The following is a 12,789-nucleotide window of genomic DNA, read 5'->3' on the forward strand; positions in this document are numbered from 1 at the left end:
ATCAGGCGTTGCGGCTGAGGAACCAATCGGCCGACCGGATCGCCTTCATCGCCTCGCGGCGGCGCTCGGTGGGCAGGGTCTGGATGTAGACCTGGCCGTCGAGGTGGCCGACTTCGTGCTGGAGCATCTGGGCGAACACCTCGCGGCCCTCGATCTCGACCGGACGGTTCTGCGCATCCACCCCGCGCACTCTGGCGAATTCGTAGCGTGGGGTGGGGAAGAACAGTCCGGGGACCGACAGGCAGCCCTCTTCGATGTCGCGCAGCTCTCCCCCGACTTCGACGATCTCCGGGTTGATGACATAACCGGTGCGTCCGTCGAGGTCGTAGCCGAAGGCGCGCAGCCCCACACCGATCTGTGGGGCCGCGACGGCGGCACGGCCCTCCGGCCGTGCCGTGTCGACGAGGTCGACCGCGAGAGCTTCGACGCTGTCGTCGAAGACCGTCACCGCTTCGCAGCGGCTGCGGAGGACGGGATCGCCCCACAGCCGGATATCGCGCTCAGGCATCGATCACCACGACGAGGTCGCCGCCTTCGAGCTGCTGGACATCGGAGATGGCCACCCGGGACACGGTGCCGGCCGTCTGCGTGGTGATCGTCGCTTCCATCTTCATCGCTTCGATCGTGGCGACGGTGTCGCCGGCCGCGACCCTGTCCCCCTCATGGACCTGCATGGTCACGACGCCGGCGAAGGGACTGCCGACATGGCCGCGGTTGTTCGGATCGGCCTTCTCTGCGGTCTTGACTTCGCTCTCGACGGAGCGGTCGCGCACCTGCAGCGGGCGCAGCTGTCCGTTGAGGGTGAACATCACCGAACGCATGCCGCGTTCGTCGGTGCCGCCGACGGCTTGGACTCCGATGAGCAGGTTCTTGCCCTTGGACAGTTCGACCGCGTGTTCCTCTCCGGCGGTGAGGCCGTAGAGGTATTCGGAGGTCTCGACCACGGAGAGGTCTCCGTAGTTCGAGCGCATCGACTCGAATTCCTTCGTCGGTCCGGGGAACAGAAGCTCGTTGAGCTTGTCCTTGCGCTCCCGGCCCGGGGTCTCCAGTGCGGCCGCGTCCTCGGGTTCGAGGTGTTCGGTCAGCGGTTTGGGCGAGCGTCCGGCCAGGGCCTTGGTCCGGAACGGCTCGGGCCATCCGCCCGGAGGGTCACCGAGGTCGCCGCTCAGGAAGCCGATGACCGAGTCCGGGATGTCGAATTTATCCGGGTTCTCCGCGAACTCCTCCGGTGAGACACCGGCTCCGACGAGGTGGAGCGCGAGGTCGCCGACGACCTTCGACGAGGGGGTGACCTTGACGAGGTGGCCGAGGATCGAATCGGCGGCAGCGTACATGTGCTCGATGTCTTCGAACCGCTCCCCCAGACCGAGGGCGACGGCCTGCTGACGCAGGTTCGACAGCTGTCCGCCGGGGATCTCGTGGCGGTAGACGCGACCGGTGGGTCCGGCGAGACCGGACTCGAAGGGTGCGTAGAGTTTGCGCACGGACTCCCAGTAGGGTTCGAGGTCGCTGACGGCGTCGAGGCTGATACCCGTGTCGCGTTCGGTGTGCTCGAAACCGGCGACGAGGGCCGAGAGGCTCGGCTGGCTGGTCGTGCCGGCCATGGCCGCCGAGGCGGCGTCGACGGCATCGGCGCCGGCAGCGGCTGCCGCGTACAGAGTGGCCAGCTGTCCGCCCGCGGTGTCGTGTGTATGGACGTGGACGGGCAGGTCGAAGTTCTCGCGCAGTGCGGTCACGAGCTTCACCGCCGCCGCCGGACGCAGCAGTCCGGCCATATCCTTGATCGCGAGCACGTGGGCACCGGCCTCGACGATCTGGCCCGCCAGACGCAGGTAGTAGTCGAGGGTGTAGAGCTCCTCACGCGGATCGAGGATGTCCGAGGTGTAGCACAGGGCCACCTCGGCGAGCGAGGAATTCGTCGCACGCACCGCTTCGATCGCCGGACGCATCTGTTCGACGTCGTTGAGTGCGTCGAAGATGCGGAAGATGTCGATGCCGGTGCGGGCGGCTTCGTCGACGAAGGCGTCGGTGACCTCGGTCGGGTACGGGGTGTAGCCGACGGTGTTGCGCCCGCGCAGCAGCATCTGGAGGTTGATGTTGGGCACCGCCGCACGCAGAGATTCGAGACGCTCCCAGGGGTCTTCGCCGAGGAAGCGCAGGGCCACATCATAAGTGGCTCCGCCCCAGGCCTCGATGCTCAGCAGCTCAGGGGTCATCCGCGACACGTGTCCGGCCACGGCCAGCAGGTCGCGGGTGCGCACACGGGTGGCGAGCAGGGACTGGTGGGCGTCGCGGAACGTCGTGTCGGTCACTGCCAGTGCGGTCTGCTCACGCAGGGCGCGGGCGAATCCCTCGGGGCCGAGCTCGGCGAGGCGGTCGCGGCTGCCGGGTGCGGGAGTCGCCGACAGGTCGATGTCGGGAAGCTTGTCGCCGGGGCGGATGCGCAGCCCGGGCTCGCCGTTCGGGCGATTGACCGTGACGTCGGCGAGGTAGTCGAGCAGCTTCGAACCGCGGTCGGCGCTGACACGAGCGTCGAGCAGCTGCGGGCGCTCTTCGATGAACGAGGTGGACAGGTCGCCGGCGACGAACGAGGGATCGTCGAGGACGGCCTGGAGGAACCCGATGTTCGATGACACACCGCGGATGCGGAACTCGGCGAGGGCCCGCTTGGCGCGGCCGACGGCCTGCGGGAAGTCACGCCCGCGGCAGGAGAGTTTGACGAGCATCGAGTCGAAGTGGGGGCTGACGGCGGCCCCGGCGTGGACGGTGCCACCGTCGAGGCGGACACCCGCACCGCCGGCGGACCGGTAGGCGGTGATCGTGCCGGTGTCGGGCCGGAAGGAGTTCGCGGGATCCTCGGTGGTGATCCGGCACTGCAGGGCGGCGCCCTTGATGCGCATGTCCTCCTGGTGCAGGCCGATCTCGTCGAGGGTGGCACCGGCGGCGACGCGCATCTGCGAGGCGACGAGGTCGATGTCGGTGATCTCTTCGGTCACCGTGTGCTCGACCTGGATGCGCGGGTTCATTTCGATGAACACGTGTTTGCCGGCGCGCGGGCCGTCGGTTTCGAGCAGGAACTCGACGGTTCCCGCGTTCTGGTAGCCCAGTGCCTTCGCGAACTTCAGGGCATCGGCGTGCAGCTCGGCCGCGATCGCGGGATCGAGGTTCGGTGCCGGTGCGATTTCGACGACCTTCTGGTGACGACGCTGGACCGAGCAGTCACGTTCGAACAGGTGGATGGCGTTCGAGTCGTTGTCGGCCAGCACCTGGACCTCGATGTGGCGCGGACGCTGCACGGCCTGCTCGATGAACACCGTCGGGTCGCCGAAGGCGCCTTCGGCCTCACGCATGGCGGCCTTGAGAGCATCTTCGAGGTCGGTCGGGTCGGCGACACGGCGCATGCCGCGACCGCCGCCGCCGGCGACGGCCTTGACGAAGAGGGGGTACTCCATCGATTCGGCATCGGCGAGCAGCTGCGCGATATCGGCCGAGGGACGTGTCGAGTCGAGCACGGGAATCCCGGCGTTGCGGGCTGCGGCCAGGGCCTGGACCTTGTTTCCGGCGAGTTCGAGGACATCGGCCTGCGGGCCGATGAAGGTGATTCCCGCCTCGGCGCAGGCGCGCGCCAGGTCGGGGTTCTCCGAGAGGAAGCCGTAACCGGGGTAGATGGCGTCGGCACCGCTCTCCTTGGCCACCCGCAGCATCTCTTCGATGCTGAGGTAGGCGCGGACGGGATGGCCCTCCTCACCGATCATGTAGGCTTCGTCGGCCTTCATTCGGTGCTCGGAATTGCGGTCCTCATACGGGAAGACCGCGACGGTGGAGGCTCCGAGCTCATAAGCGGCACGGAACGCACGAACGGCGATCTCTCCGCGGTTGGCCACGAGAACTTTAGAGAACATAGGTGTCTCTCACTTCTGTAACGGCCGCACTGGGCGACTGGTCGACAAGCTGTCGGGAACATACTCTACTCAGTGACCTGAGACACCTTCGCGGGCGGGGGTCGACTTCGGACTGAGACGTGAGTCTCGGCGTGGTCGGCTCAGCCCCGCAGGCCCCGATACGTTACCGTAGGAGAGTGCTTGTCCTCAGTATCAGCAGCCTCAAAGGCGGAGTCGGTAAGACGTCCGTGACGCTCGGTCTAGCTTCGGCGGCCTACAACAGGGGAATTCCGACCTTGGTCGTCGACATGGATCCGCAAGCGGACTCGTCGACGGGGCTCGATGTGCCGACCTCGACGCGCGTCGACATCGCCGACGTCCTCGCTGCCCCGAAGTCCCAGAAGATCCTGTCCGAGGCCATCATCCCCTCGGGGTGGGTCGGTGACAGGCTCGGTCATCTCGATGTGATCTCCGGTTCGCCTCGGGCCGCGGAGTTCGATCGCCCGTCCTTGTCCGAACGCTACCTGCGTCGCCTCGAGGATGCCCTGGCACGGATTGCCAAAGGCTACCGGCTCGTCCTCATCGACTGCCCGCCGAGCCTCAACGGGCTGACCCGGACGGCCTGGACGGCGAGCAACCGGGTTGCCGTCGTCACCGAGCCGAGCCTGTTCTCCGTGGCGGCCGCCGATCGAGCCCTGCGCGCCACGGACGAGCTGCGCCAGCGCGGCGCCAGCGATCTGCAGCCTCTCGGCCTCGTCGTCAACCGCGTTCGGGCCGGTTCGACCGAACACGACTACCGCATCCAAGAGATGCGTGAGATGTTCGGTCCCCTCGTTCTCAACCCGCCGCTGGCCGAACGTGCCGTCATGCAGCAGGCCCAGGGTTCGGCGCGTCCGATCCACTCCTGGCCCGGCAAGCCCGCAGAAGAGGTCGCCGGCTCCTTCGATGCCCTTCTCGAACGAGCACTGCGTTCGGAGAACATCCGGGGACGCCGCGGAGGCGATGCGAAGCCGACCAGGACGGCGTCGGAGAAGAAGTAGCCACTCCCCCAGATCAGAGATCTCAGAAGTGCCGCCCGAGCTTCCGTTCGGGCGGCACTTCTGTATCTGCCAAGCACTCACTTCTGTATCTGCGCAGCACTTCAGGTGACATGCCGCGGCCACACACCGGGCCGGCGGTGAACGACTAAGGCGGCCCATCCTTTCCGGATGGACCGCCTCGGCGAATCAGGTGCAGTGGAGCGCTGCGGAGGTCAGCCGCTCTTACGGGCGCGACGGGCCGCGAGCTCGTCCATCGCTTCGATGGCCGCATCGTCTTCGGGGATGCGCTCGCTCGGCAGCTCTGACAACGTGCCTTCGACTTCGTTCCAGACCCGACCGACGGCGATTCCGAACACGCCCTGTCCTCCCTGGAGGAGGTCGACGACTTCGTCGGGTGAGGTGCATTCGAAGACGCTGGCGCCGTCGGACATCAGCGTGATCTGAGAGAGATCTTCGACGCCGCGGGAACGCAGGTGCTCGACCGCGGTGCGGATCGACTGCAGCCCGACGCCGGTGTCGAGGAGCCGTTTGACGATCTTGAGGACGAGGATGTCGCGGAAGCTGTAGAGCCGCTGGCTGCCGGACCCGGTGGCATTGCGGATCGACGGGGTCACCAGGTCGGTGCGCGCCCAGTAGTCGAGACGACGGTAGCTGATGCCGACGACCTTGCAGACGGTGGGACCGCGGTAGCCGGCCTCTTCGTCGAGAACGGGCAGATCATCATCGAACAGCAGCCCTTGGGCCGCTGACGGCATCGGCGTCATGTCGACGCTTTCGTGACTTGAGCGGTTCACACCGACTCCTCCTTAAAGTCCCTGGGGGAAGCGAAGGTCGCTTGGAAGGACCGAGAACATAGTCATTCTAGCCCTCTTCCCAGCGAACCTACAGTGGGATTCAACAACTCCAAGCTATTCTGCCGGGCCGGTCTGGACAAACACCCCAAGGTAACAATTTCTGCGTGTCGCCGTTATCGCAGTATTCGAACATGTCATCCAGCCGCCATGGGGCCGGAACCGACAGCTCATTCGGCCGCGTCAGAGCGGCCCTCCGGCTGGCTGTCCGGATCGGATGACGTCCGGTCGGAGTCCTTGGCCTTCTTCGGCGAATCGGCCTTTCTGCCGGAGCCGGACTTCTTCGCCGTGTCCTTCGCCGACTCAGCCTTCTTCGGCTTCGCACTCGTCAGCAGCTTGGTCTTGACGGTCGAGGCGTAGGTGTCGACGTATTCCTGGCCCGACAGCCGCATGATCTCGTACATGATCTCGTCGGTCACCGAACGCAGGAGGAAACGGTCGGTGGGCAGGCTCGAGTACTTCGAGAAGTCCATGGGAGTTCCGAAGACGACTCCCACTCGGCGCAGCTTCGGCACGAGGCGACCGGCAGGTTGGAGTTTGTCCGTGCCGATGATCGCCACCGGGATCACCGGTGCTCCCGATTCGAGGACCAGCCGGGCGATTCCGGTCCGGCCCCGGTAGAGCTTGCCGTCAGGTGAGCGCGTTCCCTCCGGGTAGATGCCCAGGGAGTTGCCTTCTCCCAGGACCTTCAGCCCCGATTCGAGTGAGGCCTGGGACCCTGAGCCGCCGCCGCGGTCCATGGGCAGCTGATTGTTGAGTTTGAAGAACCATCGGGTCACAGCCCCTTTGATGCCGCGCCCGGTGAAGTAGTCCTTCTTCGCCAGGTAGACGACGGGCCGCGGTGCGAGCAGCGGGACGAAGATCGAATCCATGAAGTGGTTGTGGTTTCCCGCGATGATCGCTGGGCCGTCCGCCGGAAGATTGTCCAGGCCGCGCACCCATGGACGGAACAGGATCCGCAGGATGGGTCCAGCGAGGACTCGCTTGAGAAACCAGTAGAACACGCGCACCCTTCCATGTACGACCCTTTGTCGTCCTCGGCAATCATATATCGTCACCAACTGTGAAAAGCCATGCCGGGATCATCTCATCCGTGCCATGCTGGTTGCATGGAGATCGATTTCACTGTGCGGTCCGAGCCGAGATCTGCCTACCGCAGTCTCAGTGCCGGATCATCGACCGCGGTCCTCTTTCTGCACGGACTCACCGGTTCTCCCGTGGTCTGGGTGCCGATCGCCCGCGCGCTCGCGGCCGAGGGCATCGATGTCGCTGTGCCCTGCCTGCCCGGGCACGGCACGACATGGCAGGACATGGCTCGCACCGGCTGGTCCGACTGGCTCGGCGCGGCACGCCTGGAGCTGAGTCGGCTGCAGGCCGACCACGAACGCGTGGTCGTCGCCGGTCTGTCAATGGGCGGATCTCTGGCATTGGCCCTGGGCACGGCTGGGGCGGCCCCCGATGAGATCGTCGCCGTCAATCCGGCACTCTACGTCGACTCCCCTTTCGCACCTCTCCTGCCCGTGCTCCGCCACGTGGTCCGCACGATTCCAGCGATCGGCGGGGACATCGCCCACCCCGAACGCGATGAATACGCCTACCATCGGACCCCGCTGGCCCCCTTGGCCTCGTTCCACCGAGCGCTGAAGATTCTCCGCGAGGATCTGTGGAAGATCGAGTCCCCGGTGACCGCGATGATCTCCGGTGAGGACAACGTCGTCGGGCCTCGCACCCTGCGTGTCCTGCGGTCCGATCTGCCGAACCCGGCCCGGATCGTGGCGCTGCGGCAGTCGCGTCACGTGGCGACTCTCGACTTCGATGCCCGAACCATCGCCGAGGCGGTCCTGGCCAAGGCGCGCAGCGGTGCCGCCGAGTCGGCCCCGTCAGACACTGCCGGGGAATAGCCGTGACCGCAGAATTGCTGTGACAGATATGGACGACGAGGGCAGCGCTTCGAATTCCGGCGAAGAGGGCCGGGACGATTGGCGGCAGGACGTTCCCGATCCGGAGCGGATCGGCAATGACCGTTCGCGCATCAGCGATGAAGAGTGGGACGACCTCATCCAGCAGATCTCCGAACCGGCGGCGACGATGGGCGATATGCCCGTCGAGGACGTCCGTGAGGCGCTCGCCGACACCGAGCACTGGCATCCCGAACCTGCCGAGCCGATCGGTTGGCGCACTGCCTCGCCCACGCTCGTGCTCTCTTGGGCTGCGGCCCTCAGCGCGGTGGTGCTCCTGCTCATCGGAGTCGTCTTCTTCCGCCCGCTGCCCGGCTGGTACCTGCTCATCGGCCTCGCCGTCGGAGTCGGCGGAGCCGTGGGCCTGTTCTTCCATCTGCCCTCCCACCGTTCCGTCGATGACGGCGACGGCTCCTCCGTCTGAGCGGCGATGTCCGCATTCGCCCGACGGGACAGTCCGACCCTCCCGTGTCACCTGTGCCTGACACACTGGGCACCATGACCGTCCCATTCGATCGGGCTCCGACCGCCCTGGAGAACACTCAGCTGTCCTTCGACAGCCTCGGCACTGACCTGTCCGCTGTCACCTTCGTCATCGTCGACCTCGAGACCACGGGAACGCGCGCCGGCCAGTCGGAGATCACCGAGATCGGTGCGGTCAAGACCCGCGGAGGTGAGGTCATCGGGGAATTCCAGTCACTGGTCAAACCCGAACAGTCCGTGATCAGCCCGTTCGTCGCCCGGCTCACCGGAATCACCCACGCCATGGTCGACGATGCTCCCTCGATCCGCTCGGTGCTGCCCAGCTTCCTCGAGTTCTCCCTCGGCGCTGTGCTCGTCGCCCACAATGCGCCCTTCGACATCGGATTCCTCCGCTCGGCCTGCGAGAGGCTCGACTACCACTGGCCGGCACCCACGGTGCTCGACACCGTCACCTTGGCCCGCCGCGTCGTCGGACGCGATGAGGTGCGCAACCACAAGCTTGCGACCCTGGCCGCGCATTTCGGCACCGAGGTGGCCCCCGACCACCGTGCGCTCTCCGATGCCCGCGCGACCGGTGAGCTGCTCCATCACCTGTTCGAACGTTTCGGCGGTTACGGAGTGACCACCCTCGAGGAGCTCTCGACCGTCCGGCAGGCGGGGTGGGCCAAGCGGCAGGCGAAATCCCATCTGGCCAAGGGCGTGCCGGCCGAGCCGGGAGTGTATATGTTCCTCGATGGGACCCGCCGCGTGCTCTACATCGGCAAGTCCGGCAATATGGCTCGCCGCGTGCGCGCATACTTCACTGCTTCGGAGAACCGCGGTCGGATGGCCGAGATGATCACGGCAGCGCAGGAGATCAGCTGCCTGCCCTGTGCACACGCCCTTGAGGCCGAGGTCCGAGAGATCAGGCTCATCGGTGAGCTGGCCCCGCCCTACAACAGGCGCTCGAAGAACCCCGAACGGAACTCGTGGATCGTACTCAGCGACGAGCTCTTCGGGCGCTTGTCGGTGGTGCGCGCGAATTCGGCGATCGAACGGTCACCCGCCCCGCCGCTGGGGCCGTTCCGGTCGCGGAAGAGCGCCCAAGCAGTCAAAGAGCTCCTCGACACCCTCTACCCCGTCAAGCGGTGCACGGCGAAAGTCACGCAGCGCAACCTCGGTGAGCATCGGCCCTGTGTGAGTGCTCAGGTCGGCCAATGCGGAGGACCGTGCGCGGGCATCACCGATGCTGCGGCCTATCGAGACAGCATCTCTGAACTCCGCGACCTCCTCGACGGAGATCTGGGGTCTCTGCAGCGCTTGGCCGCCGCACGGATGCGGCGATTGGCCGATGAGTCCCGGTACGAGACGGCAGCAGAGGTCCGTGATGCCATGCGATCAGCTGTGGCAACCGCGTCCCGAGCAGAAGAGGTGGCGGCTCTGCGCGCAGTCCCGGAGCTTGTGGCTGCGGCTCCCGGATTCGACTCGGGATGGGACCTCGCCGTCATCCGCCACGGCAGACTCGCCAACGCCGGTCATGTCACGAGCAGGCAGGGATTGTCGGAGTCCATAGCAGCTCTGCAGTCCACCGCCGAATGGGTGCCCGAGCCGGGACCGCTGCCCCGTGACACCGATTCTCTGCCGGAGGAGACACGCCTGCTTGCAGGCTGGCTGGAGACCGCAGAGCTGCTCTCCGCGTCCGTTCGGGGCGGGGCGGGCTGGTCGCTGCCCCGAAGCGGAGCGACCAGCCACGCACGATCCTCAGGAGCGGTTCGCCTCGGCCAGTCGGTGTGAGACCTTGATGAGCTGATCGAGCTTCGCGGCCCCGCCGCCGTTGTCGATCGTGGCGATGGCAGTGTCGAGTTTGGCGGCGAGACGTTCGGTGAAACTGCCGACCGCCGATTCGTCGGCCGCGACCAGCGCGGCGGCGGCGTTGATGGCGACGATGTCACGGACCGCGGACCGTTCGCCGGCGAGCACGGCACGAGTGATGCCCGCGTTCTCCTCCGGCCCGCCACCGCGCAGATCGTCTTTCGTCGCGCGTGCGATGCCCAGGTCGAGCGCATCGAAGGTCGTGTGTTCGATCTCTCCGTGGCGGACTTCCCAGACATCGTTGACGTCGGTGTTGCTCAGCTCGTCGAGCCCGTCGCGGGAACGGAACACCACGGCCTGGTGACCGCGTTTGGCCAGCGTCCCGACGACGAGCGGTGCCATCTGGGCGTCAGCAACTCCGATCGCGGTGTGACGAGCACGTGCCGGGTTGGTCAGCGGGCCGAGGATGTTGAACGCCGTGGGAACGCTGATCTGACGGCGCACAGCCGCGATGAACTGCATCGAGGGATGGAAGACGTTGGCGAAGCAGAAGGCCAGACCGACCTCGTGTGCGATCTGCCCGGTCTGTTCCGGAGTGATGTCGAATCGGACGCCGAGTGCTTCGAGGACATCGGCAGAGCCCGACGCCGAGGATGTCGCGCGGTTGCCGTGCTTGACCACGCGCTGGCCGGCGGCCGAGATGATCATGGCCGCCGTCGAGGAGATGTTCGCGGTCTTCGCGCGGTCGCCTCCGGTGCCGACGATGTCGACGGAGTCCTCGAGACCGGGCAGGGGCACCGCATGGTCCATCATCGCGGCGACCAGACCGGCGATCTCTTCGACCGTTTCACCTTTAGTGTGATGTGCGGCAAGGAATGCGGCCATTGTCACATCGGGAGTCTTGCCGGACATGATCTGGTCCATCGCCCAAGCGGCCTGATCCCCCTCGAGGTCCTGTTGGTGCATGAGCGCCATGAGCAGATCGGGCCAGTTCTGCGGGACTGCCTCGACCTCGCTGCGGGCCTCGGACACGTGCGCTGCCGGGGCGGTCAGGGGCTTGGAATCGGTCATCCGTTTGAACTCTCACTAGGCTTTGCCGCCGTCCCGGAACACGGAACGGACCTTACCTGCGGCATCCTATCCTGAGTTCGACACGCTGACAGAAGCAGCTTCCGGATCGAGACTTCGGCACCAAATCGGGCTTTTCGCTACATCGTGTAGAAATTTCTTTCTCGAAACCTGGGTAAAAGATGAAAACTCACCCCGAGACGGGTAATAATGGGGTTGTGTCAACTGCCACTGCATCTCAAACAGCGCCAACGCATCCGGTTGTCAATCGTCCGAATGTGACCACGGTGGGCTTCATCGTGTTCCTCGCGAGCGACCTGATGTTCTTTGCCGCGCTCTTCGCCATGTACTTCACCATCCGGTCCGTTGTTCCGGAGCTATGGGAAGCGAGGACCCAGATCCTCGACATCCCCTACGCTCTCGGCAACACGTTGATCCTGGTGTCGTCTTCGTTCACCTGCCAGATCGGTGTGTTCGCAGCCGAACGGTTCCGCCCCCGGCGGACCGGTTCCCTGTTCAACATCGCCAAATGGGGAATGGTCGAGTGGTTCTACCTGACCTTCCTCCTCGGCGCGATCTTCGTCTCCGGTCAGGTCATGGAGTACGCGACTCTCGTCAGCGAGGGAATCGCGATCAACTCCGACGGATACGGTTCCGTCTTCTACTTGACGACAGGGTTCCACGGCATTCACGTGACCATCGGGCTCATCTGCTTCCTCCTCGTCATCGGACGTGCCTACGGAGCGAAGAAGTTCGGTCATCACGAGGCCACATTCGCAATCTGCGTGTCCTACTACTGGCACTTCGTCGATGTCGTCTGGATCGGTCTGTTCGGCGTCATCTACCTGCTTCAGTAAACGGCCAGAGATGCTCGGCCCCCAGGACTCACAACACTTCAAGCAAAGGACGATCAAGTGAAGCTTCTAGCAGATCGCCGCAGACATCCCATGGCGCTGGTCGCGCTGCTTCTCGTGGGACTGCTGCTGACCGGCGGAGCCTATGCACTCTTCACGCAGACTTCGAGCGCCAAGGCAGACACAGCCAGCGCCTCTGACATCGAAGAAGGCAAGAAACTCTTCGCGGCCAACTGCGCTACCTGCCACGGACTCAACGCCGAAGGTTCGAAGGCCGGCCCCGGCCTCATCGGTGTCGGCGCCGCTGCTGTCGACTTCCAGGTCGGCACCGGTCGTATGCCGTTGCAGGCCAACGGCCCGCAGGCGCGTGTCAAGGAACCGCAGTTCGATGAAGAGCAGACCGCTCAGCTCTCTGCCTACGTTGCTTCGCTCGGTCCTGGACCGGCAGTTCCCGAAGACGAGTACCTCGATGCGTCGAAGGGCGACCCCGCAGCCGGCGGTGGCCTTTTCCGCACCAACTGCGCCATGTGCCACAACGTGGTCGGCTCCGGTGGTGCACTGACTCGCGGTAAGTATGCGCCGAACCTCGCCGATGTCTCGGAGAAGCACCTCTACGAAGCGATGCAGACCGGACCGCAGAACATGCCGATCTTCAACGACGCGAACCTGACTCCCGACGACAAGCGCGATGTCATCGCCTACGTCAAGGAAGTCTCGGACAACCCCTCCCCCGGCGGATTCAAACTCGGATCCCTGGGGCCAGTGGCAGAGGGTCTGTTCATCTGGTTCTTCGGACTGGCAGCAGTCATCGGTTTGACAGTGTGGCTGTCATCCAGGTCCAAGTGAGTCCGACAGTGTCGTTC

At 65.4% G+C, this 12,789-nt stretch carries 11 protein-coding genes; 6 read left to right on the plus strand and 5 right to left on the minus strand.

Translation table 11 applies throughout. The features are described 5' to 3' along the window. Nucleotide 1: 1 nt before the first annotated feature. Together ACSE4D_RS17715 and ACSE4D_RS17720 are read right to left on the minus strand one after the other, a co-directional pair. Nucleotides 2-508 (minus strand): peptide deformylase, encoded by a 507-nt coding sequence (locus tag ACSE4D_RS17715; protein WP_135540819.1) that lies wholly within the window; start codon nt 506-508, stop codon nt 2-4. Then, nucleotides 501-3,902 (minus strand): pyruvate carboxylase, encoded by a 3,402-nt coding sequence (locus tag ACSE4D_RS17720; RefSeq protein WP_135540817.1) that lies wholly within the window; start codon nt 3,900-3,902, stop codon nt 501-503. The genes ACSE4D_RS17715 and ACSE4D_RS17720 overlap by 8 nt, the downstream gene beginning before the upstream one ends. Before the next feature lie 176 nt (nt 3,903-4,078). Between ACSE4D_RS17720 and ACSE4D_RS17725 the strand changes: the two genes are divergently transcribed. Further along, nucleotides 4,079-4,921, plus strand: coding sequence for a ParA family protein (locus ACSE4D_RS17725; protein WP_135540815.1), 843 nt, complete (start codon nt 4,079-4,081; stop codon nt 4,919-4,921). A gap of 212 nt (nt 4,922-5,133) precedes the next feature. Here the strand turns inward: ACSE4D_RS17725 and ACSE4D_RS17730 are convergent, their stop codons facing one another. Together ACSE4D_RS17730 and ACSE4D_RS17735 are read right to left on the minus strand one after the other, a co-directional pair. Continuing rightward, on the minus strand, nt 5,134-5,715 hold the full coding sequence (locus ACSE4D_RS17730; RefSeq protein WP_135540813.1) for a MerR family transcriptional regulator: 582 nt from the start codon (nt 5,713-5,715) through the stop codon (nt 5,134-5,136). 227 nt (nt 5,716-5,942) lie between these two features. Further along, a complete protein-coding gene (locus tag ACSE4D_RS17735) occupies nt 5,943-6,776 on the minus strand; it encodes a lysophospholipid acyltransferase family protein (protein ID WP_135540812.1) in 834 nt (277 codons plus the stop codon). 105 nt (nt 6,777-6,881) lie between these two features. Between ACSE4D_RS17735 and ACSE4D_RS17740 the strand changes: the two genes are divergently transcribed. From ACSE4D_RS17740 to ACSE4D_RS17750, 3 genes are all read left to right on the plus strand, one after another. Then, the gene (locus ACSE4D_RS17740) at nt 6,882-7,673 is read left to right on the plus strand and encodes an alpha/beta hydrolase (RefSeq protein WP_135540810.1); all 792 of its coding nucleotides are present in this window, start codon (nt 6,882-6,884) and stop codon (nt 7,671-7,673) included. A gap of 28 nt (nt 7,674-7,701) precedes the next feature. Next, nucleotides 7,702-8,154 carry a hypothetical protein gene (locus tag ACSE4D_RS17745; RefSeq protein WP_135541117.1) on the plus strand — a complete coding sequence of 151 codons (453 nt, stop codon included), beginning with the start codon at nt 7,702-7,704 and terminating at the stop codon, nt 8,152-8,154. A gap of 74 nt (nt 8,155-8,228) precedes the next feature. Further along, on the plus strand, nt 8,229-9,986 hold the full coding sequence (locus ACSE4D_RS17750) for a DEDD exonuclease domain-containing protein (protein ID WP_135540808.1): 1,758 nt from the start codon (nt 8,229-8,231) through the stop codon (nt 9,984-9,986). Here the strand turns inward: ACSE4D_RS17750 and trpD are convergent. Next, nucleotides 9,954-11,075 (minus strand): anthranilate phosphoribosyltransferase, encoded by a 1,122-nt coding sequence (trpD, locus tag ACSE4D_RS17755; protein ID WP_436326335.1) that lies wholly within the window; start codon nt 11,073-11,075, stop codon nt 9,954-9,956. The two genes, ACSE4D_RS17750 and trpD, sit on opposite strands and share 33 nt — an antisense overlap. A gap of 215 nt (nt 11,076-11,290) precedes the next feature. On the opposite strand from trpD, the gene ctaE reads away from it, so the two are divergent. Next, the gene (gene ctaE, locus ACSE4D_RS17760) at nt 11,291-11,929 is read left to right on the plus strand and encodes an aa3-type cytochrome oxidase subunit III (protein WP_436326336.1); all 639 of its coding nucleotides are present in this window, start codon (nt 11,291-11,293) and stop codon (nt 11,927-11,929) included. 57 nt (nt 11,930-11,986) lie between these two features. Then, complete coding sequence (gene qcrC, locus ACSE4D_RS17765) at nt 11,987-12,772, plus strand: cytochrome bc1 complex diheme cytochrome c subunit (protein ID WP_135540804.1); 786 nt, start codon at nt 11,987-11,989, stop codon at nt 12,770-12,772. The last annotated feature ends 17 nt before the right edge of the window (nt 12,773-12,789 follow it).

It is taken from the genome of Brevibacterium sp. FAM 27836 (genome assembly GCF_051351055.1).
GTDB lineage: Bacteria > Actinomycetota > Actinomycetes > Actinomycetales > Brevibacteriaceae > Brevibacterium.